The sequence below is a fragment of the Amycolatopsis jejuensis genome (genome assembly GCF_000717335.1).
Classification (GTDB): Bacteria; Actinomycetota; Actinomycetes; order Mycobacteriales; family Pseudonocardiaceae; genus Amycolatopsis; species Amycolatopsis jejuensis.
In genome coordinates this window covers 17582-40413 of record NZ_JNYZ01000049.1, presented here as the reverse complement: position 1 = coordinate 40413, position 22832 = coordinate 17582, and the positions used below count along the sequence as shown (strand labels likewise).

At 67.6% G+C, this 22832-nt stretch carries 23 protein-coding genes; 10 read left to right on the top strand and 13 right to left on the bottom strand.

What is annotated here, in order from left to right; translation table 11 throughout:
* Positions 1-83: 83 nt before the first annotated feature.
* The 3 genes from OO71_RS42530 to OO71_RS42520 are packed head-to-tail and all read left to right on the top strand — an operon-like array spanning position 84 to position 2340.
* Positions 84-353, top strand: coding sequence for a helix-turn-helix transcriptional regulator (locus OO71_RS42530; RefSeq protein ID WP_033295761.1), 270 nt, complete (start codon positions 84-86; stop codon positions 351-353).
* Positions 353-1255 carry an ABC transporter ATP-binding protein gene (locus tag OO71_RS42525; protein WP_033295760.1) on the top strand — a complete coding sequence of 301 codons (903 nt, stop codon included), beginning with the start codon at positions 353-355 and terminating at the stop codon, positions 1253-1255. Before OO71_RS42530 ends, OO71_RS42525 begins: the two co-directional genes overlap by 1 nt.
* Positions 1252-2340 (top strand): ABC transporter permease, encoded by a 1089-nt coding sequence (locus tag OO71_RS42520; RefSeq protein WP_033295759.1) that lies wholly within the window; start codon positions 1252-1254, stop codon positions 2338-2340. The genes OO71_RS42525 and OO71_RS42520 overlap by 4 nt, the downstream gene beginning before the upstream one ends.
* Here the strand turns inward: OO71_RS42520 and OO71_RS42515 are convergent.
* The 4 genes from OO71_RS42515 to OO71_RS42500 all read right to left on the bottom strand — a co-directional run bounded on the left by OO71_RS42515 (position 2327) and on the right by OO71_RS42500 (position 6829).
* Positions 2327-3679 carry a cryptochrome/photolyase family protein gene (locus tag OO71_RS42515; protein WP_033295758.1) on the bottom strand — a complete coding sequence of 451 codons (1353 nt, stop codon included), beginning with the start codon at positions 3677-3679 and terminating at the stop codon, positions 2327-2329. The two genes, OO71_RS42520 and OO71_RS42515, sit on opposite strands and share 14 nt — an antisense overlap.
* A gap of 61 nt (positions 3680-3740) precedes the next feature.
* Positions 3741-5057 carry a citrate synthase gene (locus OO71_RS42510; protein ID WP_051793058.1) on the bottom strand — a complete coding sequence of 439 codons (1317 nt, stop codon included), beginning with the start codon at positions 5055-5057 and terminating at the stop codon, positions 3741-3743.
* Positions 5058-5247: 190 nt separating this feature from the next.
* Positions 5248-6189, bottom strand: coding sequence for a carbohydrate kinase family protein (locus tag OO71_RS42505; protein ID WP_033295757.1), 942 nt, complete (start codon positions 6187-6189; stop codon positions 5248-5250).
* Between the two features lie 52 nt (positions 6190-6241).
* Entirely contained in the window at positions 6242-6829 is a 588-nt protein-coding gene (locus OO71_RS42500; RefSeq protein ID WP_033295808.1) for a TetR/AcrR family transcriptional regulator, read from the bottom strand.
* 104 nt (positions 6830-6933) lie between these two features.
* Between OO71_RS42500 and OO71_RS42495 the strand changes: the two genes are divergently transcribed.
* Together OO71_RS42495 and OO71_RS42490 are read left to right on the top strand one after the other, a co-directional pair.
* Positions 6934-8070: an acyl-CoA dehydrogenase family protein gene (locus OO71_RS42495; protein WP_033295756.1), complete on the top strand. Its 1137-nt coding sequence runs from the start codon at positions 6934-6936 to the stop codon at positions 8068-8070.
* 91 nt (positions 8071-8161) lie between these two features.
* Positions 8162-8770 carry a Uma2 family endonuclease gene (locus OO71_RS42490; protein ID WP_033295755.1) on the top strand — a complete coding sequence of 203 codons (609 nt, stop codon included), beginning with the start codon at positions 8162-8164 and terminating at the stop codon, positions 8768-8770.
* Positions 8771-8799: 29 nt separating this feature from the next.
* On the opposite strand, the gene OO71_RS42485 is transcribed toward OO71_RS42490, so the two are convergent.
* The 3 genes from OO71_RS42485 to OO71_RS42475 are packed head-to-tail and all read right to left on the bottom strand — an operon-like array spanning position 8800 to position 11416.
* A complete protein-coding gene (locus OO71_RS42485) occupies positions 8800-10020 on the bottom strand; it encodes an amidohydrolase (protein WP_033295754.1) in 1221 nt (406 codons plus the stop codon).
* 20 nt (positions 10021-10040) lie between these two features.
* On the bottom strand, positions 10041-10544 hold the full coding sequence (locus tag OO71_RS42480) for a GNAT family N-acetyltransferase (protein ID WP_033295753.1): 504 nt from the start codon (positions 10542-10544) through the stop codon (positions 10041-10043).
* Positions 10511-11416, bottom strand: coding sequence for an aldose 1-epimerase family protein (locus OO71_RS42475; protein WP_033295807.1), 906 nt, complete (start codon positions 11414-11416; stop codon positions 10511-10513). The genes OO71_RS42480 and OO71_RS42475 overlap by 34 nt, the downstream gene beginning before the upstream one ends.
* Positions 11417-11482: 66 nt before the next feature.
* Between OO71_RS42475 and OO71_RS51110 the strand changes: the two genes are divergently transcribed.
* Genes OO71_RS51110 through OO71_RS42460 form a run of 3 tightly spaced genes read left to right on the top strand, consistent with a single transcriptional unit; the run spans position 11483 to position 13714 of the window.
* Positions 11483-12016 carry a CGNR zinc finger domain-containing protein gene (locus OO71_RS51110; protein WP_162186177.1) on the top strand — a complete coding sequence of 178 codons (534 nt, stop codon included), beginning with the start codon at positions 11483-11485 and terminating at the stop codon, positions 12014-12016.
* The gene (locus OO71_RS42465) at positions 12003-12848 is read left to right on the top strand and encodes an EamA family transporter (protein ID WP_033295752.1); all 846 of its coding nucleotides are present in this window, start codon (positions 12003-12005) and stop codon (positions 12846-12848) included. Before OO71_RS51110 ends, OO71_RS42465 begins: the two co-directional genes overlap by 14 nt.
* A gap of 41 nt (positions 12849-12889) precedes the next feature.
* Positions 12890-13714, top strand: coding sequence for an MBL fold metallo-hydrolase (locus tag OO71_RS42460; RefSeq protein WP_033295805.1), 825 nt, complete (start codon positions 12890-12892; stop codon positions 13712-13714).
* Here the strand turns inward: OO71_RS42460 and OO71_RS42455 are convergent.
* The 3 genes from OO71_RS42455 to OO71_RS42445 are packed head-to-tail and all read right to left on the bottom strand — an operon-like array spanning position 13711 to position 16830.
* The gene (locus OO71_RS42455) at positions 13711-15120 is read right to left on the bottom strand and encodes an amino acid permease (protein WP_033295751.1); all 1410 of its coding nucleotides are present in this window, start codon (positions 15118-15120) and stop codon (positions 13711-13713) included. The genes OO71_RS42460 and OO71_RS42455 overlap by 4 nt on opposite strands.
* An 8-nt stretch (positions 15121-15128) precedes the next feature.
* Positions 15129-16262, bottom strand: a complete 1134-nt coding sequence (locus tag OO71_RS42450; RefSeq protein ID WP_033295750.1) for an aminotransferase class V-fold PLP-dependent enzyme — start codon at positions 16260-16262, stop codon at positions 15129-15131.
* 10 nt (positions 16263-16272) lie between these two features.
* A complete protein-coding gene (locus tag OO71_RS42445) occupies positions 16273-16830 on the bottom strand; it encodes a helix-turn-helix domain-containing protein (RefSeq protein ID WP_245633959.1) in 558 nt (185 codons plus the stop codon).
* Positions 16831-16947: 117 nt separating this feature from the next.
* Between OO71_RS42445 and OO71_RS42440 the strand changes: the two genes are divergently transcribed.
* Together OO71_RS42440 and OO71_RS42435 are read left to right on the top strand one after the other, a co-directional pair.
* Positions 16948-17736 carry a cyclase family protein gene (locus OO71_RS42440; protein WP_051793053.1) on the top strand — a complete coding sequence of 263 codons (789 nt, stop codon included), beginning with the start codon at positions 16948-16950 and terminating at the stop codon, positions 17734-17736.
* Positions 17733-19361 (top strand): thiamine pyrophosphate-binding protein, encoded by a 1629-nt coding sequence (locus OO71_RS42435; protein WP_033295749.1) that lies wholly within the window; start codon positions 17733-17735, stop codon positions 19359-19361. Before OO71_RS42440 ends, OO71_RS42435 begins: the two co-directional genes overlap by 4 nt.
* Here the strand turns inward: OO71_RS42435 and OO71_RS42430 are convergent.
* From OO71_RS42430 to OO71_RS42420, 3 genes are read right to left on the bottom strand one after another with little or no spacing between them, the layout of a single operon-like run.
* Positions 19321-20700, bottom strand: coding sequence for an APC family permease (locus OO71_RS42430; RefSeq protein WP_033295748.1), 1380 nt, complete (start codon positions 20698-20700; stop codon positions 19321-19323). The two genes, OO71_RS42435 and OO71_RS42430, sit on opposite strands and share 41 nt — an antisense overlap.
* 46 nt (positions 20701-20746) lie before the next feature.
* Complete coding sequence (locus OO71_RS42425; RefSeq protein ID WP_033295747.1) at positions 20747-21295, bottom strand: DUF3558 domain-containing protein; 549 nt, start codon at positions 21293-21295, stop codon at positions 20747-20749.
* Positions 21296-21331: 36 nt separating this feature from the next.
* A complete protein-coding gene (locus OO71_RS42420) occupies positions 21332-22630 on the bottom strand; it encodes an MFS transporter (protein WP_051793050.1) in 1299 nt (432 codons plus the stop codon).
* Positions 22631-22832: the final 202 nt, after the last annotated feature.

The following is a 22832-nucleotide window of genomic DNA, read 5'->3' as shown; positions in this document are numbered from 1 at the left end:
GTCAGATGCACCCAATGCCACATTGGGGTGGTGTGGACCGGGTCGACTTGCTGGTTCGTTGGGTTTTTGCAACAGTACGGTGCATGAGTCCAGTGCGGCGGGGGAAAGAGCTGCCGATTCACAACCGTCTTGCAGTGTTGCGGGCGGAGCGGCGGATGAGCCGCGCGGAGCTGGCCGCGGCGGTCGAGGTGAACCCGCAGACCATCGGCGCCCTGGAACGCGGGGACCACTACCCGAGTCTCGATCTGGCGTTGCGCATTTGCGCGGTGTTCGACCTGCCGGTGGAGGCGGTGTTCGGCCGCGAGCCGTTCGCGCCGCTGTCCACCCAGGTCTATCGGGAGGGGGATGCGTGATGCTGGAGATCGACCGGGTCAGCAAGGCGTTCGGGGCGAAAACCGCGCTCGACGGCGTGAGTTTCGCGGTGCGTCCGGGCGAGGTTTTCGGGCTCGTCGGCAGCTCCGGCGCCGGCAAGACCACCACGATGCGGATCGCCCTCGGGGTGCTCGCGGCCGACTCCGGCGAGGTCCGTCTCGACGGCCGCCCGGTGACGGACGAGACCCGCGCGCAGATCGGGTACCTGCCTGAGGAACGTGGTCTCTACCCGAGGATGAAGGTGTTCGACCAGCTCGTGTACCTCGCGGAGCTGCATGGGCTCAGCACGAACGAGGCGTATGGCGCGGCCGAGCTGTGGGTCGCGCGGTTCGGGCTCGGGCCGTGGCGCACGGAAGCGGCCCAGAAGCTCAGCCTCGGCAACCGGCAACGGGTGCAGCTCGCCGCCGCGCTGGTGCACAATCCTGCCGTGCTGGTGCTCGACGAACCGTTCTCCGGTCTCGACCCGCTGGTCGTGGATGTGCTGAGCAAAGTGTTGCGGGAGAAGGCATCCGCCGGGGCTTCGGTGCTGTTTTCCAGTCACCAGCTCGATCTCGTGGAACGGCTGTGTGACCGCGTCGGAATCATCCGGGACGGCCGGATGGTCGCCGTAGGCACAGTGGACGAACTGACTCGCGATGCCGCGCGACGCCTGGTGGTCACCGCACCAGGAGCGCGTCCCGGTTGGGCGGCAACGGTTCCTGGCGCGCGGGTGTTGGAAGGCCATGGTGCCACTACGGTGCTGGAACTGTCCCCGAGTGCGGACGACCAAGCCGTGCTCGCCGCGGCGCTGGCCACCGGGCCGGTCACCGAGTTCAGCCACCGCCGACGCACGTTGTCCGAGCTGTTTCACGACGCTGTCGCCACGCCGGAGGGACCACGATGACCCCTGTCCGTGCGGTACGGCTGGTGGCGAAACGGGAGCTCAACACCCGGCTCCGCTCTCGGTCCTTTGTGGTCAGTACCGCCGTACTCCTCTTGCTGCTACTGGGTTACGTCCTCCTGCAGGCGCTCGTGATCGGCGACCAGGCCACGACCAGGGTCGCGCTCACCGGGCAGGCGCAGGGGATCGCCGGGCAACTGCACAACGTCGAGGTCGTGCGCGTACTGTCCGAACCGGACGGTCTGACCCAAGTCCGCGATGGCGACGTCGACGCGCTTGTATCCGGCAGTGCCTCCCGGCTGCGGGTCACCGTGAAGTCCACTTTGGACCCGAAACTGCGTGCCACCCTTGACACGATTGTGCAGCAGCAGGTACTCGACGCTCAGTTGTCCTCCGCCAACCTCGACCCCGGCACCGTGCATGAGGCCGTGGCAGCCGCGCACGCCGAGGTGTCGCCGCTCGAGCCGGCCGACCCCGAGGCCGGAGCCAAACTCGCGGCCGGGATCGTGGTCGCGATTCTGCTGTACCTCAGCGCCACCACGTACGGCATGCTGGTCGCACGGGGAGTGGCCGAGGAGAAGTCCAGCCGCGTGGTGGAGACCATGCTCGCCATCGTCCGGCCGACCTCCCTGTTGCTGGGCAAGGTGATCGGCCTCGGACTCGTCGGGCTGATCCAGCTCGCCATCCTCGGCGTGGTCGGCCTGATCGCGGGTCTCGTGTCCGGGGTGCTGTCGCTGACCGGCCTCGCCCTCGGTGCGGCGGCCTGGGGTTTGGTGTGGTACCTGCTGGGATTCCCGCTCTACGCAATACTGTACGTCGTGTCCCGGCAGGCGGCGGTACTCGCACCGCTCGCGCTGGTCATCGGGTCGGTCACGGGCCTCGTCCTGCTGGTCCAAGCACCGCACGGGGCGGCAATCCGTATTCTGTCGCTGTTCCCTTTGCTGTCACCGATTCTCCTGCCCGCACGGCTCGGGACTGCGGAGTCATGGGAAGTGGTGACAGCACTGGTGCTCACCGCCGCGACCGTCGCCGTGGTCACCTGGGCGGGCACGCGGGGGTACCGCAACAGCGTGCTCAGGACCCGGTGATCGCACCGTACCGCTGCAACGCCACCTGCCGTTCCTCGGCGTGGTCGACCAGTGGCGCGGGATAGTCCGCCGGACGTTCCTTGAGCGTGTGCACCGCTTTGCCGGGAATGTCGCGCAATTCCGGCACATACCGGCGGACGTAGTCACCCTGCGGGTCGAATTTCTGCCCCTGCGTGGTGGGATTGAAGATCCGGAAATACGGCGCCGCGTCGGTGCCGCACCCCGCAACCCACTGCCAGTTCAGCTGGTTCGACGCCAGATCCCCGTCCACGAGATGCCGCATGAAGTGCCGGGCGCCCCACCACCACGGCAAATGCAGGTCTTTGACCAGGAAACTCGCCACGATCATCCGGACCCGGTTGTGCATCCAGCTTTCGGCGAGCAGCTGCCGCATTCCGGCGTCGACGATCGGGTACCCGGTGCGCCCCCCGCACCACTGCCGGAACATTTCCTGCGCGGTTTTCCCGGTGTCGTACCGCATCCGGTCGAAGCGCCGGTCGTAATTCTCCCGCGCAGTTTCCGGGCGATGCCACAGCACGTCGGCGTGGAATTCCCGCCAGCACAACTCCGCCCGCAGAGCCTGCGCACCTTCGGACGAGTTCCCCGCCAGATCGGCGAGCATCGTGCGCGGATGGATGGCGCCCCATCGCAGGTACGGGGAAAGTCTTGTCGTACCAGCATGATCCGGCCGATCGCGCGCCGCCGCGTAATCCGCGATCCCGTCGGCGAGAAACGCTTGCCAAGCGTCCAGCGCGGTCTCCTCCCCAGCCGGAGGCAACGGTACGTCGTCGGCAGCGGGCAGGTGGAGCGAGCTGCCTGGCTTGACCCAGTCCACAAGGGACACATCGGTTTCGGCCGGACGCGGCCATCCGTGCCGGGTCCACGCCCGATGGAACGGCGTGAACACGCGATACGGGGTCCCGTCCGGCTTCGTCACCCGCCCCGGCGTCACCGCGTACGGAGACCCGGTCGGCACCCACTCGATCCCGTGCGCTGCCAAGGCTTTCGCCACCGCATCATCGCGCGTACGACCATAAGGCACGGTATCCGCCGTGACATGCACCGCAGCCGCACCGATCTCCCGCGCCGCGGCCACGACCTCCTGCACCGGATCGCCGTGCCGCACCAACAGTCGTCCGGACAATGCCTGGTCCAATTCCCGCAGCGAAGCCAGGAGAAAAGCCGTCCTCGGTGCACCGGCGGGCTTCAGCAACCGGTCGTCCAGCACGTACAACGCCAGGACATGCTTGCTGTGCTTCGAAGCAGTGAGCAGCGCAGCGTGGTCCCGCAGCCGGAGGTCCCGGCGGAACCACAGCACGACCGGTGCTTCCATCGTCATACCGGACAACGATAAACGCCCCGTCGTGCCGCGGCACGACGGGGCGTTCGAGCGAGAATCCTCAGCGCTCCGAGATCGGCGTGTAGTCCCGGGTGGCGTGCCCGGTGTAGATCTGGCGCGGGCGCCCGATCTTGGTCTGCGGGTCGTTGATCATCTCGCGCCAGTGCGCGATCCAGCCGGGCAGCCGGCCGAGCGCGAACAGCACGGTGAAGAACTTCGTGGGGAAACCGAGCGCGCGGTAGATGAGCCCGGTGTAGAAATCGACGTTCGGGTACAGCTTGCGCTCGACGAAGTAGTCGTCGGAAAGGGCGGTTTCCTCGAGCTTCTTCGCGATCTCGAGCAGCTGGTCGCCGCCCTTCAGCTTGCCGAGGATGTCGTCGGCGGTGTTCTTGATGATCTTCGCGCGCGGGTCGTAGTTCTTGTAGACCCGGTGCCCGAAGCCCATGAGCTTGACACCCTTTTCCTTGTTCTTCACGCGGTTGACGAACGTCGCCACGTCACCGCCGTCGGCGCGGATGCCCTCGAGCATCTCCAGCACCGCCGAGTTCGCGCCGCCGTGCAGCGGGCCGAACAGCGCGTTGATGCCCGCCGAAATGCTGGCGAACAGGTTCGCCTCGGACGAGCCCACGAGCCGCACGGTGGACGTGGAGCAGTTCTGCTCGTGGTCCGCGTGCAGGATGAACAGCAGGTCGAGCGCCTTCGCGACGTCCGGGTCGACCTCGTACGGCTCGGCCGGGAAGCCGAACGTCATCCGCAGGAAGTTCTCCACCAGGCCCAGCGAGTTGTCCGGGTACAGCAGTGGCTGCCCGATGGACTTCTTGTAGGCGTACGCGGCGAGCGTGGGCACCTTCGCCAGCAGGCGGATGGTGGACAGCTCGACGTTCGGCTCGTCGAACGGGTTCAGCGAGTCCTGGTAGAACGTGGACAGCGCGGAAACGGCACTGGACAGCACCGGCATCGGGTGCGCATCGCGCGGGAAACCGGAGAAGAACGCCTTCAGGTCCTCGTGCAGCAGCGTGTGCCGCTGGATCTTCTCGGTGAAGTCGGCGAGCTGGGTCTCGGTGGGCAGCTCACCGTAGATCAGCAGGTAGGACACCTCGATGAAGGTGGATTTCTCGGCCAGCTGCTCGATCGGGTACCCGCGATAGCGCAGGATGCCCGCATCACCGTCGATGTAGGTGATGGCCGACGACGCGGCTCCGGTGTTGACGAACCCGGGGTCGTAGGTGATGTACCCCGTCGACGCCAGCAGCTTTCCCAGTTCGATCCCCGGCGCGCCCTCGACCGGCTGGACCACCTTGAACTCGTGCTCGCCACTCGGCAGGCGCAGTGTCGCGGTTTCGCCGCCGGCCTGCCCCGCATTCGTCGCGTCGGACATGCAGGTCCCTCTCACGTTGGCACGGAGCGGCGGCGCCTACGGGTTCCGCAGTAGCCACGTGTTCACGCGAGGAAACACGCGCCTCGCTGCACACCGCCCCGCTGGGGAATGAATTCACTACTACGCTAGTCGAAGGGTGGGTGGGTGCGCACTCGCTGCGTTGCCCCGAAAGGCCCCATTGGGACCAGGTTCACACGGTGGCCGCCATGTCCGCGGCAGTCGGCGGCTCGGCCCCGCTTCGGGACACGGTGATCGAGGCCGCTTTCGCCGCAAAGGCGAGCGCTTCGGTCCACGCCGCGGCGTCGAGCGCGGCAAGATCGCGTACTGCCTGTTCGTGCAACCACGCCAGCAGCGCACCCTGCACGGTGTCGCCCGCGCCGATGGTGTCCACTACCTCGACCTTGCGGGAAGGGACGTGGGCCAGCTCACCTTGCGCAGTGACCACGGACAGTCCCTCGGCACCGCGCGTGAGCACCACTGCGTCCACACCGGACTCGACCCAGGATTTCGCGGCGGACACCGGGTCGGCCCCCTCGGCAAGCCATGCGACATCGTCATCGGAGATCTTCAGCAACCGGACATCCGGCAGCCAGGACGCGAACCGCGCACGGTAGGCCGCGGGGTCGGTGATCAGCGCCGCACGGATGTTGGGGTCGAGCACGGTGAGCGTGCCGCGCGCGGATTCGCGGCGGAGCACCTGCTCGTACGCGCTCACGCCCGGCTCCAGCACCATGCCGAGCGTGCCGAGCGACAGCGCGGTGGTTTCGTCCGGCAGCGGACCCGGATCGGAAACCAGCCGATCGGCGGTTCCCTCGACGTAAAAGGTGTACTGCGCGGTACCGCGTTCGTCGAGGGCGACCACCGCGAGCGTCGACGGTTCGTTTCCGCGCTGCAGCAAGGCGGTGTCCACCCCCGAAGCGGCGAGCCGGTCCACGAGCGCTACTCCGAACCGGTCAGTGGAAACCCGCGACAGGAACGACGCCGGTACGCCGAGCCGGGCCGCGGCTAGCGCGACGTTGTACGGACCACCACCGAGGCGGGGCAGCAGCGCACGCAGCCCACCGTCCACAGTGGAATCCAACGGTTCACCCGGTACGAGGTCGACGAGCGCCTCTCCACCCACCACGATCACGCGGCGAGTGTAGAGGAACCGGCGATGACAATTCTGTCCGCGAACGGACAGGTCAGTCCTTGAGGAGCCCGCCGAGGAGGAGTTCGCCGAGTGCGGTGAAGGCCTCGGCGTCGGAAACGTCGGTACGCCGGCCGAGTACGCCGGTCTGAATGCCTTCGACGATAAGTCCGGTCATTTCGGCGATGAGCCGGGCATGCACGTCGCGGAATACGCCGTCGGCCACGCCTTTGTCGATGAACGCGCGGATCCGGCGCGCGGCCACGCGGCTGTTGAGCTGGTAGGTGTCGCGGGCGGGCGGAAAGGCGGCGATGTCGGCCATGAACACCGGCGACGCGCGGTTGAGGTGATCGGAAACACCGTCCAGGTACTCGCCGATCAGTTCCCGGGCGTCCTCGATGCCCTCGATCCGCTTTTCGATGCGCTCAGCGGCCCCACGGAAGAAATGCGCGACCACCTTCACCGCGAGCTGTTCCTTGCTCGGCGCGAGCGCGTAAAGCGTGGATTTCGAGCAGCGGAGCCGGGCGGCCAGATCGTCGAGGGTGAAGCCTGCGAAGCCCTCCGCCAGGAACAACGCCTCGAGGTCGCGCAGCAGCGCCTGCTGCCGCGCGGTCGGACGGCGACGGACTGCGGGGGTGGACATCACGCCACTATCTCCTACGAGCAGGGGACAGCCGCGCTCCGCATACTGTACTCTCAAACGGCCGTCAGTACTGTTTTCAGTACAGCTCGCCTGGGAGGAAGACCATGTCCGTCCACCGTCTGCTGCCCACCCCGGAGGCGGAAGACCTGCTCACCCTCGTCACCGAAATCGCCCGTGACGAGCTGAAACCGCGCGCGGCGGCAGGTGAGGAGGCCGAGGAGTTCCCTCGGGACCTGTTCACGCTGATGGGCAAGTCCGGTCTGCTGGGGCTCCCGTACCCGGAACGCTGGGGCGGCGCCGAGCTGCCGTACGAGGTGTACCTGCAGGCGCTGGAGGAGATCGCCGCCGCGTGGATGAGCGTCGGCGTTGGGCTGTCGGTGCACACGATGTCGTGCTACGCGCTCGCGCACTACGGCACGGAGGAACAGCAGGATCGATGGCTGCCGGACATGCTGGGCGGCTCGCTGCTGGGCGCGTACGCACTGTCGGAAAGCCACGCAGGCTCGGACGCGGCAGCGCTGTCTACGCGCGCACGCCGGTCGGGTGACGAGTACGTGGTCAACGGCGCGAAGGCGTGGATCACCCACGCCGGGGTCGCGGACTTCTACACGACGATGGTCCGCACGAGCGAGGACAGCGTGTCGTGCCTGCTGGTCGACGCGTCGACGCCGGGCCTGACGGCGGCCCCCCGGGAACGGAAGATGGGCCTCACCGGCTCCCCGACGGCACAGATGCTGTTCGACGACGCCCGAGTCCCAGCCGACCGCCTGATCGGCGACGAGGGCGCGGGCATGCGGATCGCACTGTCGTCCCTGAGTTCCGGACGGCTGGGGATTGCCGCGTGCGCGGTCGGCCTGGCACAGGCAGCGCTGGACGAGGCCGTCGCCTATGCGAAGAGCCGCACCCAGTTCGGCCGCGCAATCGCCGACTTCCAGGGCATGGAATTCCTGCTGGCCGACATGGCCGCAACGGTCGAGTCGTCCCGCGCGACGTACCTGGACGCCGCCCGCCGCCGCGACCGCGGCCTGGACTTCCAGCGGCAGTCGTCAATCGCAAAACTGGTGGCGACGGACGGCGCAATGAAGGTGACGACGGACGCAGTCCAGGTGCTTGGCGGGGCCGGGTACACGAGGGACTTCCCGGTGGAGAGGTACCTGCGGGAGGCGAAGGTGCCCCAGATCTTCGAGGGGACGAACCAGATCCAGCGGATGGTGATCGCGCGCTCCCTGAAGGAGGCCTGACCCGCCTACACAGTGTCACCAAATGTGTCGATATGATCACTGACGGTCTTGCGGCAGGCGTGAGACAATGCCGGTGACGTGAGGAGACGCTGTGACAGCCCTTCCCGAGCCGACGCGCGGTGAGTTCCCGTGGGAGATCCCGGACCACCTCCTGTCGATCGAGGAATACGCGGCCCTCGGTGAAACCGACTCCGGCTTCACCGAGCTCGTGGAGGGCCGCTTGATGATGTCACCCAGTCCGAGACCGGATCACGGCCTCGCGATGCTGGAGTTCGCGTACCAGCTGCGGCCGCACCTCCCAGAGGGGTTCAAAGCGGTGGCGGAGACAGACGTCGACCTCGCGTTGGCACCAGAAGGCAGCCCGGGCTTTTCCCGCCGTCCAGACCTACTGGTCACCAGCAAGGCGGAACTCGCGCGCCGTCGCGAACAGGGCGGATTGCTGCGAGCGACTGAAATCCTGCTCGTGGTCGAGATCGTGTCACCTGGTTCGAAGCGCACCGACTACGTCACCAAACACGACGAATACGCCGACGCCGGAATCCCCTTCTACTGGATCCTCGACCTGAGCGACCCCGTCTCCCTGGTCGCCTGCCACCAGGCCGGGGAACTCGGGTACCAGGACGCCCCGGCCGTCACCGGGACCTTCCGCACCACGGAGCCGTTTCCCGCAGAGATCGACCTCACCGTGTTGCTCGATTGAGGCATCGCGCCCCAATCGAGCAACCCAGGTCAGCGGCTTTCGCGATAGCGGCGGTCCAGCGGTACGCCCTCGCCGGTGGACTCGTCGAAGTGGTACACCTCGCGGCCCCGCACGAACACCCGCATGGCGCGGTTCATCACGTCCAGTGGGTCGCCCGACCACAGCACCACGTCCGCGTCCAGGCCGGGGGCCAGTGCGCCGATCCGGTCGTCGAGGCCGAGCATCTGCGCCGGGTGCAGGGTCAGTGCCTTCAGCGCCGTCTCCGGGTCGAGGCCGTCCTTCACCGCGAGGGCGGCCTGGTACACCAGGAAGTTGATCGGCACCACCGGGTGGTCCGTGGTCAACGCCAGCTTCACCCCGGCCCGCGCCAGGATGCCCGCCGAGCGCAGGGAGCGATTGCGCAGTTCCACCTTCGACTTCGTGGTGAACAGCGGGCCGAGGATCACCGGCACGTCGCGTTCAGCCAGCAAGTCGGCGATCAGGTGGCCTTCGGTGCCGTGGTTGATCACCAGCCGGTAGCCGAACTCGTCGGCCAGCCGGATGGCCGTCACCATGTCGTCGGCGCGGTGTACGTGCTGGTCCCAGTACAGCTCGCCGTCGAGGACCTTCACCAGCGTTTCGTTGGTCAGGTCCACCTCGAACGGCTTGCCCTCGCCGAGCGTGTGGTCGCGCTTCGCCTGGTAGTTGCGCGCCGTGGTGAATGCTTCGCGCAGAATCGCGGCCACGCCCAATCTGGTGGACGGTGTAACCTTTTTCTCCCCATAGATTCTTTTCGGATTCTCCCCCAGCGCACTTTTCACGCTCACCTGCTCGGCGAACGTCATGTCCAGGATCGAGCGGCCCCACGTCTTCACGCCGATCGTCTGGCCGCCGATCGGATTGCCCGACCCCGGTTTGATCACCACGCTCGTCACGCCGCCGGACAGTGCGTCGTCGAAACCCGGTTCGTACGGGTCGATCCCGTCGACCGCGCGGAACCGGGCGCCGTTCGGGTCGGTCATTTCGTTGGTGTCGTTGCCCGACCAGCCTTCGCCGTCCTCGTGCACGCCGAGGTGCGCGTGCGCGTCGAGGAAGCCCGGCAGGACCCAGCTGCCGGACCCGTCCACCAGTTCGGCGTCCTCCGGGACGTCGACGTCGGCCTCAGTGCCGACCTCGGTGATCCGGCCGTCTTCGATGAGCACGGTGCCGCCCTCGATCGGGGCGGCACCGACGGGGACCACATAGCCCCCGACAATCGCCTTGTAAGCCATAGTTCGACACGCTAACGAACTCACCCGGTAATGCGCACCCGGGGTTTTTCGAGGTGTACGAGGTGATAGTCGGCTTCCGGGGACCGGTGCGTCTCCCGATAACCGAGCTTTCCGTACAGATACAGCGGCCCCGCCGAGCGTTCTCCGGTGCACAGGCGGAACGTGGTCACTTCCGGTGCCGTCGCTTCCTCAACGGCCAGCAGCAGCGTGGTCCCGAGGCCCTCGCCCTGGCGGTCCGGCGCTACCACCAGACGGCGGACCTCGCCGATCGAGCCGTCCACCCACATGCGCACGCTCGCCACCAGACGGCCGCCGTCGCGAATGCCCCATATCGTGATGGCTGGGTCGGCGAAGGCCGCGCGGATGTGGTCGAGCGTGTCCATCAGCGGGGGCAGGTCGAAGTTGCGGTGCGCCCGCGCTTCGGTGATATACGCGGCCTGCTGCAAGGTCAACAGCTCGCCTGCCGCGGCCGCCGTCAGCTGTTCCGGCGTCACGGGACCCGGATTCCCCAGCTGCCCGACCACGACGTCGCCGGTTCCAGCTCGACGAGGTCCGTGCGGGTGTTCAGCGCATCCGCCGGGCAGGTCATCGGCTCGATCGCCACCGCGCGACCGCGGCCGACGAGGTCGTCGGGCGTGAACACCTGTACCCACCGGAAGTCCGGGCCGGTCCAGACCACCAGGTGGCGGTCGCCGTGGGAGAGCACGTGGTGGTGGGTGCCGTCGGCGTCGAGGTCCAGGGCGCCGAAAGCGGTGTCCAGATCGACACCGGCGAGCAGCTTGCCCTTGCGGAAGTCGTACTCGGTGCCCTCGACGTCCTGTTCGTCCGCATACGGCATCTGCTGGTCGCCCTCGTACGGGCGCACGCGCGCGGCCGGCAAGGTGAGCCTGAGCTCGTCGGTGGGTGCGTCGCCGATGCGGAAGTACGGGTGCGTGCCCACGCCGACGCCGATCGGCTGGTCTCCCTCGTTGCGGATCTCGTGCGTGACCACGAGTTCGCGCGGCTGCAGGTCGTACGTGATCGTGGCGCGCAGCGGGACCGGCCACCCGGGCTGCACCTCGACGTCCACCGCGAGCGTGATCGACGATTCGGCGTGCTCGAGCAGTTCCCATTCGCGGCGCCGGACGAGGCCGTGGATGGCGTTGCCGCGCGCTTCCTCGGTGATTTCCAGCTGCTGCTCCTCGCCGTCGAACTCCCACTGCCCGGCCTTGGTCCGGTTCGGCCACGGCAGCAGCACCTGGCCGAGGCCCTTGGGTGGCTTCTCGTCCTCGGCGAACGTTTCGACGTACGGCACCCCGCCGACCTCGAACGCACGCAGACCGGCACCGATCTCGGTGACGACGGCGCGCGCGTTGCCGCGGGTGATCTCGAACTGCTCTCCGGTGGGGTTCGCCATGCCGCCGAGATTACCGGCGCCGCACCGCCAGCCGCTGGTCACCATTTAATCGGCTATAGTGGTGACGTGAAGCTTGTCCCCGATCCATCCCCCGCCGCCCCCGAGGGCCTGGAGCAGGTGCGCCGGTTCCTGAACACGCTGAACCGGTACCACGGCTACGACGAACTCGCTTCACCCGAGAATGCCCGCGAAGCGTTGCAGCGCCTGGAAATATTGCCTGCCGGTGCCCCTTTGCCTGCCCGGGATCTGCGTCGGCTGCGTGAGCTTCGTACCGCGTTGCGCGCGCTGAAGATCCCCAGCGAGGAGGCGGCCGCGACGCGAATTCCGGACATCCCGCTGCACCTGCGCGCCGACGGCAACGCGCTCGTCCTGGCCGGAACCCGCGACGGGTTGTGGGGGCAGGCCGGCGCGCTGGTCGCCGCGGTCTATTCCGCGTCCCTGCTCGGCCATTGGGAACGGCTGAAGGCGTGCGCGAACCCGGGCTGCCAGTGGTTCTTCTACGACACTTCCCGCCCTCGCACCGGCAAATGGTGCTCGATGACGATCTGCGGGGCCCAGCACAAATCCCGGAGCTACCGGCAGCGTCGTGCACAGCCGTGACCAGCGGCCCGGGATCGCCAGCGTGCTGGTCATCGCCTCCTGCACCGGTATCCAGGGGACCGCCGCACTCACCTCGGCCTTGTTCGCCACCGCCGGGATAACCGGCACCGTCGGGCTCCGGCAGCTCGTCGGTGCTGGCGCGCTCCTGCTGCTTGCCCGACCCGAGCTCCGGGGACGAACGCCGCGGCAATGGGCACAGATCGTCCTTTACGGCGTGGCGATGGCAGCCATGAACCTCGCGTTCTACCAGGCAGTCGCGCGTCTTCCCCTGGGTGTTGCCGCCACGCTGTTGTTCCTCGGCCCCTTCGCCGTCGCAGCAGCCATGATCAAACGGCGGTGGGAGATCGTCTTCCCGCTCGCCGGTCTCGCCGGGGTGCTCCTGCTCGCCCGTACCGAAGGCCAGATCACCTGGTCCGGCCTGCTGTTCGGGGCCATTTCGGCAGCTGCGCTCGCGCTTTACACCGTGTCCGCACAACGGCTGGGACACGCCGAGCCAGGGCTGAAACCGGTGGCCCTGTCGGTTTCGGTGGCGTCGCTGCTGCTCCTGCCCTTCTCCCTGACCGCCGCACCACAGCTCGCCCGCGGAGACTGGGTCGTCGCCCTCTCCGGGCTCCTGGGGGTCGCTCTTCCGTACGCGCTCGACTTCCTCGCCATCCGGATGGCCTCCGCACGCATCGTCGCCACGCTTTTCGCCCTCGCCCCGGTCGTCGGAGCCGTGATCGGGGCACTCTTCCTCGGCGATCCCCTCTCCGGACCGGCCATCGCCGGAATCGCCCTCATCGTCACCACCGGCGCCGCCCTCACTTGGACCGCGCAAACCCGGCGGAATTGACTATGGTCGAGCTGCGGCCGGTCCGGCGAGAGGAACAGCGCATGAAGGTGCACCACTTCAACTGCGGCACGATGCACCCGCCCGGCGGCAGGCTGCTCGACGGCCGCCCCGGCTTGCTGCGCCGGAGCGAGATCGTCGCGCACTGCCTGCTCGTCGAGACCGCCAACGCGCTCGTGCTGGTCGACACCGGCTTCGGGACCCGCGGGGTCACCGAACCGCGGCGCTGGCTCGGCGGGCCGTTCCTGACCATGGTGGGCGGCCGCCCCGCGGAGGAAGAGACCGCGGTGGCGCAGATCCGCGCGCTGGGCCACGATCCCGCCGACGTACGGCACATCGTGATGACCCACCTCGACGTCGACCACGCCGGTGGCCTCGCCGACTTCCCGGACGCCACCGTGCACGTCCGCACCACCGAACGACGGGCCGCCGCAAACCCCAAGAACTACCAGGAAAAAGCGCGGTATCGGGCCGTACAGTTCGCGCACAGTCCACTGTGGAGCACCTACGACGAGGCCGGGGAGACCTGGTTCGGGTTCGAGGCAGTACGACCGCTGCGCGGCCTGCCGCCGGAGATCCTGCTGGTCCCGCTGCCCGGGCACACGCACGGCCACGCGGGCGTCGCGGTGGACACCGGCGACGGCTGGCTGCTGCACGCCGGTGACGCGTACTTCTTCCACGGCGAGGTCGCCCCGGTACACCCGCACTGCCCGCCGGGGATGCGCGCGTTCGAAGTGCTGAACCAGATGGACGGCCGCACCCGCCGCACCAACCTCGCCCGGCTGCGCACGCTGGCCCGCGACCACCCCGACGAGGTCACCGTGTTCAGCGCGCACAGCCAGACGGAGTTCCAAGCGTTGCGCCGCTAGACATTCTGCTCCACCGTCGAATCCTCGAGTTCGGTCTCGCGGGCGTGCTTGCTGCGCCCGGTCATTCGCAGCACCAGGTAAGCCGCCACGAGCAGCACGAAGAACGGGACACCGAACTTCCACGCCGGGTCGAGCCCTTCGATCCAGAACGTCGAGACCAGTACTGTGGCAAGGAAAGCAATCACTACCACGTTCACCACCGGTGCGCCCCACAACTGCACCGGGGACGCGGGTAACCCGGCGCGGCGGCGGCGGATCCGGAATGCCAGGTGGGTCACGAGAATGATGATCCACACCACGAGTGCGGCGAAAATCGAAATGCCGAACAACACCAGGTAGGCGTTGGAATCGGAGTTCTTCGAAAGGATCGTCGCAATCACCAGCCCGGCGGTGGACAGCACGAGCGCGTTACGCGGTACTCCGGCTTTCGTCAACCGTCCCGTCCACGATGGGGCGAATCGGTGCTCGGCAAGGGAATGCAGCATCCGGGTGGTGAGATAGAGGTTCGTGTTCGCACTCGACAGCGCAGCCGTGAGGACCACGAAGTTCATCACCGTTGCGGCCGCGGGTACCCCGGCCGCTTGGAATACGCGGACGAACGGGCTCGCGGTGATCGAGCCGCCCTCGCCGGTCACCGTCCACGGCACCACGAGCACGACCACGAGCATGGCCGCGACGTAGAAAATGGCCAGCCGGATCACCATTGCCCGGGCCGCGCGGGGAATGTCGCGGGTCGGATTCTCGGACTCGGCTGCGGTCACCGAAACCACCTCGGTGCCGATGTAGCTGAACAGCACGAAAACCATGGCCAGAAACAGACCGGACATGCCATTCGGCAAGAATCCGCCACTCACCGTGAGATTCGAGACCCCCGCCGCGGGGGTGTGCGGAAGCCCGAAGAACACCAGCACCAGCCCGAGTGCGACGAACACCAGAATCGCGCAGACCTTGATCATCGCGAACAAGTACTCGAACTCCCCGAAAATGTGCACGGCCGCGGCATTGACCACGATCACCAGCAGCGAGAACACCGCCACCGGAAGCCACAGCGGAATCTGCGGCCACCAGAACTGGACGTATACGCCCGCCGCAATCGTCTCCCCGCCGATCGCGATCACCTGCATGGCCCAGTACGCCCAGCGCACCACGAACCCGCTACCCGCACCGAGATACTTGTGCGCAATCGCACCGAACGCACCCGCCGCCGGATGCACGACGACCATTTCCGCGAGTGCCCACGAAATCACGAGCGCGACCAGTCCACAAAGGACGTAAGCGAGCACAACGGCCGGTCCCGCATGGGAAATGGCCAGGCTCGACCCGAGGAAAAGGCCGGTGCCGATGGCCCCGCCGATTCCGATCATCGTGAGCTGTCTGCTGCGCAACCTGCGTTGCAACTCCGGCATATCTGCTCCTAATGGCTCGCGCGGTACTCGGCGATCGCCCGGACGACGGCGTCGAGGTCGGAATCCTCGTTGTAGTAATGGAAAGACATCCGCAGCACATCGCCGCGGGCACTGCACACAATCCGCCGCTCGGCGAGAAATGCCGCCAGCGCATCGGGATCACGATCGAACATGGCCACCAGCGGACCACGCCGGACGTCTTCGAGCGGCGACCAAAGCCGTTCTCCTGCTTCGAGAAGCCGTTGCTGCAACTGTCCGGTGAGCCCTTCGACATGCTCGCGTACCCGATGTGCGTCCAGGCGGTGCAACAGCGTCAGCCCCGCCACCGCGCCGTACGCCGACGGAACCGACGGCGTTCCGCTCTCGAACCGGCGGGCGTGCTCGGGGTATTCGAGATTGCGGGGGTCGAATTCGAACGGATTCGTGCGGCCGAACCAGCCGGTGAGCGGCGGGGAAACGGCATCGCGCAACCCCGGTCGCACGTACAGGAAAGCAATGCCGGAAATGCCGAGCAGGTACTTCAAGCTGCCGCTGACGAGGTAATCGCAGCCGAGTTCGGTGACGTCAACGGGTTCCACGCCGAGACCCTGATACGCGTCCACAAAGGTCCGCGCACCATTTTCCTTGGCCAGCTTCACAATTTCACGCGCGGGGAACCGCAGCCCGTTGGCGTAGCTGACCAACGGAACGGACACCAGCTGCGTATCCGGCCCGATCACCGCAAGATAATCCTCGGCATCGACCAACCCGTCGTGGTGCGCGACGAACCGTACCTCCGCGCCACGCCCTTGCTGCGCAAGCCAGTTGTGCGCGATCGACGGGAACTCCAGGTCGGTCGTGACCAGCCCGGGCCGCTCGTCCCACACCTGTGTGGACGCGACCTGGTACGCGCCCTCCGACGCCGACGGCACCACCGCGATGTCGTCCTCGCCCGCACCGATCAGCCGCGCGAACAACGCGCGGGCCTCGGCGATCTTCACCATCCACCGGTCCCACGGCGCCCCGTGCTCGCGGATCGTGTGCTGGAACTCGAAGAGCTCCGCGGTCAGCGCGTCCGAAAGGGCGCCCTGGCTGCAGCTTGCGAGGTGCACCGAGTCGGCGAAGGCGGGAAAGTGGGTCCGGAAGGCGGCTGGGTCGGTCACGACGCTCCGTTCAGTAGCTGGGTGGGGTGATGGCGGCGAAAAACGTGACGGGACCCGTCCCGTCGTTGCGATATCGATGCGGCAGCCGGGAGTCGAAGTAACATGAATCGCCCGCGGACAGCCGATGTTCGGCGCCGTCCACCTCGACCACGAGCTCGCCTTCGGTGACGACGACGCATTCCTCCGACGGATGCGTCCACGGTTCCTCGGACGACACGCCACCCGGCTTGAGCGTGCCTTCGAGCAGCTCCAGCCGCCCCGAACCGGGAGACACGCGTTCGTACGAGATCTCCCCGTGCGGCGACTGCTGCCGCAGCCGTCGCGCCTTGCGGACCACGGCCACCTCGGCCCGGTCCGGCTCGGCGAAGAGGTCGAACAGCGGGGTCTGCAGGGCTTTGGCCAGCGCACGCGTGGTCTGCAGGCTGGGTTCAGTGATCCCGCGTTCAACCTGGCTGATCAATCCGGTGGACACCTCGGCACGTTCGGCAAGTTCGCGAATGGAGAGCGATTTCGCCGTCCTGATCTGGCGAATCCGCTCACCAAGCACCTCCGGCCGAGAGTCTGCCACCGCCACCTGCACCCCGCCTCGATTGACTATTCCATCAGTGCCATTGAACACGGTACGGTAGATCCGACCTAACGTCCTGTCAACGACCGTCAAGGACCCGCGATAGAGAGGGACTCGATGACCACCTCCGCCGAAACCGCCGTCGACCAGCTACTGACCCACCTCGCCGACGGCCGGCTGCGGGTCGTCGACCTCACCAACCGGCTCAGCGCCGACACCCCCACCCTGCAGCTGCCCGAGCCGTTCGCGAACCTCATCGACTTCAGCCTCGAGCACGTGAGCGAGTTCGACGATTCCGGACCGTTGTGGCGGCACAACAACATCCACACCGGCGAGCACATCGGCACCCACCTCGACGCGCCGCGGCACTGGATCTCCAATCGCGACGGCGACGACGTCTCGCAGCTGCCGGTCGGCAGGCTGATCGGGCCCGCGCACGTCCTCGACATCTCGGCGCGGGTGGCCGACGACCCGGATTTCCTGCTGGAGATCGACGACATCCGCGCGTGGGAGTCCACGCACGGGCCGCTGCGCGCCGGTGGCTGGCTGCTGGTGCACTCCGGCTGGGACCGCTACGCCCAGGACCGCGACGCGTTCCTCAACACCACCGACGGCGTCAGCCACACGCCCGGTATGTCGTCGGCCGCGGCGCGCTGGCTCGCCGAGGAGACGCCGATTGCCGGGTATGGCGTGGAAACCGTCGGCATCGACGCAGGTAACGGGTTCTCGCTCGACCCGCCGATGCCCGCGCATCACCATCTGCTCGGCGCGGACAAGTACGGCATCACCTCCCTGCAGAACCTCGGCTCGCTGCCAGCGTCCGGCGCGCTCGTCGTGGTGTGCCCGCTGCCGATCGTCGGCGGAACCGGCAGCCCGGCGCGGGTGCTCGCGGTGGTGCCGTCGTGAATGTCGCGCAAGCCGTCGGGATTGCGCTGGCGCGGTTCGGCGTCCGGAGGGCATTCGGTGTGGTGGGGAGCGGGAATTTCCACTTCACCAACGGACTCGTACAGGGCGGCGCCGAATTCGTCGCGGCCCGGCACGAGGGCGGGGCCACCACGATGGCGGACGCTTACGCGCGGTGCAGCGGCGAAGTCGCGGTCGTGTCAGTGCATCAGGGCTGCGGGCTGGCCAACGCCACGACCGGGCTCGGCGAAGCGGCGAAGAGCCGGACGCCGTTGGTGGTCGTCACCGGCGAGGTGACGGATCCGTTGTCCAACTTCCACATCGACCAGGACGCGCTTGCCCGGTCGGTCGGCGCGTTGAGCATTCTGGTGCGCTCACCGGAATCCGCATTGGCCGACGTCCGGCGCGCGTTCATTCAGGCGCGCCGCGATCGGCGGACCGTCCTTTTGCGACTCCCGCTCGAAGTCCAAAGCGGACTCATCGACGAACGGCTTCTCGACGAGCTTACCGAAATCGAGCCGTTGCCGTATCCACGAGCGTCCGAAGAGGACGTCGAGGCACTCGCGTCAATTCTGCAGAAGGCGGAGCGGCCGGTATTCCTTTGTGGACGCGGATCCCGGTCAGCGCGGAAAGAGTTGGTGGCGCTGGCCAATCGTTGCGGTGCCCTGCTCGCCGAGGGAGCCGTCGCAAAAGGACTGTTCACCGGTGAGCCCTGGTCGATCGGGGTGTCCGGCGGCTTCTCCTCGCCGCTCACGGCGGAACTGATTCGCGGCGCGGACGTCGTGGTCGGCTGGGGTTCCGCCCTCAACGACTGGACCACTGCCCACGGAACCCTCCTCACTCCGGACACGACATTGGTGCAGGTCGACCTCGAAGCCGCAGCACTGGGCCGAAACCGACCGATCACGCGCGGGATCGTCGGCGATGTCGGGGGTACCGCGGCAGCCGTCACCACCCGTCTCGAAACGCATGCCGGATACCGCAGCGACGCCGTCAAGGAACGCATCACGCAGGAAATCCGCTGGCGTAGCAACACTTACGAGGACGCGGGTACCGCCGAGGTGATCGACCCGCGCACGCTGTCCGCCGCTCTCGACGACATCATCCCGGCCAACCGCGTCGTCGGCGTCGATTCCGGCAACTTCATGGGGTACCCGGCGATGTACCTCGACGTCCCCGACGAGAACGGGTTCTGCTTCACCCAGGCGTTCCAGTCGATCGGGCTCGGGCTGGCCACCGCGGTCGGCGCGGCGCTCGCCCGGCCGGACCGGTTCCCGGTCGCGGCCTGCGGCGACGGCGGGTTCCTGATGAGCATTGCCGAGCTGGAAACCGTGGTACGGCTGAAGCTGCCGATGCTGATCGTGGTGTACAACGACCACGCGTACGGCGCCGAGGTGTACCACTTCGAACCCGACGGACACCCGGCCGACACGGTGCGTTTCCCGGACACCGACATCGCCGCGATCGCCCGCGGTTACGGCTGCGACGCGGTCACCGTGCGCGGCAAGGAAGGCCTCGCCGAAGTGGCCACCCGCGTCGCCGCCGGGCTCGACCGTCCGCTGGTCGTCGATGCCAAGATCGCCGGTTTCAGCTCGTGGTGGCTCGAGGCGGCGATGAGTCACCATTAGCGCGCCGGTCCAGCCCTCGTTTCACCAGCGAGTTCACCAGCCACAGCAGGACGCCAACGGCAAGCAGGATTCCGGCCACGCGGTAGTCCTGCGCCGGACGGCCGGACAGCGGGCTGACCAGGTACAGGCAGAAGATCGCGGCCAGCACCGGAATCACCGTCGGCGCGCGGAAATGCTTGTGCGCCACCTTGTCCCGCCGCAGCACCAGCAGCGCGATGTTGACGATGGCGAAGACCACGAGCAGCAGCAACGCCGTCGTCCCGCCTAGCGCACTGATGTCCACAAAGGACACCAGGCCGATCGCGATCACGCTGGTGAAGATGATCGACACCCACGGCGTACGCCGTGTCGGATGCACGCGGCCGAACGCCGGTGGCAGCACGCGTTCGTTCGCGAGCCCGTACAGCAACCGGCTGGCCATCAGCATGTTGATCAGCGCCGAGTTGATCACCGCGAAGAGGCCGATCGCGGAGAACACCTCGCGCGGGAAGCCGGGTGCGCCAACGTCGAGGACCTTGAGCAGCGCGTCGCTCTTGGCCGCGGCCAGGTCGCCCGCCGGGACGAGCAGCGAGGACGTCACCGACACCAGCACGTAGATCGTCGCGGCCACGACCATGCCCCACAGCATCGCGCGCGGGAAGATGCGGACCGGGTCATGGCACTCCTCGGCCATGTTCACCGAGTCCTCGAAGCCGACCATCGCGAAGAACGCCAGCGACGTCGCCGAGGTGATGGCGACCAGCCAGGTCTTGTCCGCGGTGTTGATCTCGACCAGCCGGGACGGTTCGCCGTCGCCGTTCAGCACCGCCCACACGCCGACGCCGATGATGATCAGCAGCCCGGCCAGTTCGATGCAGGTGAGGACCACATTGGCCTTCACCGATTCGCCGACACCGCGGAAGTTGACCAGCGCCAGCATGATCACGAACAGGATGCCGACCAGCACGGTCGGCAGCTTCACGAAGGCCGCGAGGTACGTCGCACCGAAGGCGACCGCGGCCGACGACGCCGACGTGATCCCCGAGCACATCACCGCGAACGCGACCATGAAGGTCAGGAACGGCACGCCGAACGCCTTGTTCGTGTACAGCGCCGCACCCGCCGCGCGCGGGTATTTGCCGACCAGTTCGAGGTAGCTGAACGCGGTCATGAACGCCACTACGAACGCCAGCAGGAACGGCAGCCACAACGCCCCGCCGACGCGTCCGGCGACCTGCCCGGTGAGCGCGTACACGCCGGTCCCGATGATGTCGCCGACCACGAAGAACAGCAGCAGCTTGGGTCCCATGACCCGGCGCAGCGTCGGTTCCGGCGTAGTGCTCTGGGTCACGTCCGTCATGGGCGAATAGTGTGCCTTGTCCGGACGCGCGTGGAAAATCGGGTGATCAGGCCCCGGTGACCGCGGTGTGCACCAGCGGGACCATCATCTCCTGGGTCATCTTGGCCGGTCCGGTGTAGTTGACCAGCACCGGAACGCCGCCGGAGATCTTGGCCGCGGCGAGCGTGGCGCTCTTCTGCTGGTCGACGTAGTACACCGCGCCGTCGGGGAAGCCCGGCACGTCGACCGCGCCCGGCTTGGCCTTCTTGATCGCGGCGACCATGTCCGCGGGCTTGGCCTGGCGGCCCTCGTAGCGGGTGACCGCGAGCGCGCCGGCGGTCTTGCCCTCGACGACGAACTCGCAGCTCGTGGCCTTGCCGCCGTTGGTCGCGTTCTCCTCCTTCGGCCCGGGCTTCGACGTGACGCCCGCCTTGCTGATCGCCTTGCCGACCTGGTCGGGCGGCAGCAGCGAACAGGTCTCCGGGGCCTTCTTGGCCGGTGCGGAGGACGGGGCCTTCGTGTGCGGTTTCGGCGCGGACGCCTGCTGGTCCCCCGACGAGCAGGCGGCGAGCAGGGCGGCGGCGGAGATCAGCAGGGCGACCGGATATGCACGCATATCGGACATGCTAATCCGTTCGGCGTAACGCCGATGTCAATGGGTGTGTTCTTCGAGCGGCGCCCGGTACCGCCAGAAGGCAGGCAGGAGCAGCAACGACGCCAGCACCAGCACGATCACCAGCACGCCACCACCGGTCGCCGCGGCACTCGTGCCCCAGCCCGCGGCCGCCCAGCCGTGCGTGAGGTCGGCAACCCGCGGGCCACCCGCGACGACCACGGTGAACACGCCCTGGAGCCGGCCGCGCATCTCGTCGGTGGTCGCGGTCTGCAGGATCGCCTGCCGGTACACCGAGCTGACCATGTCCGATGCGCCGCCGAGCGCCATGAAGACCACGGCCAGCCACAGTGAATGCGCGAGCCCGAACGCCGCCATCGCGGCGCCCCAGCAAATGATCGACACCACCACCGCGACGCCTTGCCGGGTCACCCGATGCAGCCAGCCGGAGAACAACCCGATCAGCATCGCGCCCGCGGGTAATGCGGCGTACAGGAGCCCGAGCGCGGGACCGCCACCCGGCGGGTCGCCGAACGTCCGCTCGGCCATTTCCGGGATCAGCGCCCGCGGCATCCCGGCGACCATCGCGATGATGTCCACGACGAACGACGCGAGCAGGACCTTTTGCGTTGCCAGGTAACGGAATCCGTCGATGACGGAGCCGAGCCCGGCACTGCGCGCCCCTTCCCCGAGCGGCGGGATGGACGGCAGCCGCCACACGGCGATGAGCGTGATCGCGAGCGCGCAGACGTCCACGAGGTACAAAGTGGACAGTCCGATGACCGGAATCAGCGCGCCGCCGAAAAGTGGCCCGAACACCGCGCCGAAGGTGGCCATGGTGGTACTGAGCGCGTTGGCCGACGGCAGCAACGCAGGCGGCACCAGCCGCGCGACGACCGCGCCGCGGGTGGGCATGTTGATCGCGAAGAAGGCCTGGTTGGCGGCGAGCAGCACGAGCACGAACCACACCGAGTGGAAGTCGGCGAACGCCTGCAGCCACAGCAGCGCCGACGTGACCGCGACCCCGATATTGGTGACCAGCAACAACTTCCGCCGGTCGACGGCGTCGGCGATCGCCCCGCCCCAAAGCCCGAACACGAGAAGCGGCACGAGCGCGACGGCCCCGGTGAGCCCGACGTACCCGGAAGACCCGGTGAGATCGAAAATCTGCTTCGGCACCGCAACGGCGGTCAGCTGCGACCCGACCGCGGTCACCGCGGTGGACATCCACAACCGCCGAAACGCCGGAATCTTCAGCGGACGCGTATCGACGACAATCCGGCCGAGAAGCTTGCGAGCCCCGTTACGGGGCGGGCGTATCCCCGGTTCTGAAGTCACGACCCATCAGCTTAGCCGTGCTAACGACCGGAGCGCAGGTGATTTACCGCACCCGTCGCTCCGCCCTGCCAGCCCTGCTCAGCCCGCACCACCCGCTCCGCACCACCCCAATGCCACATTCGCTGCATCCCACGCACCCAATGTGGCATCCGCTGCATCCCACGCACCCAATGTGGCATTCGCTGCGTCACATGCACCCAAT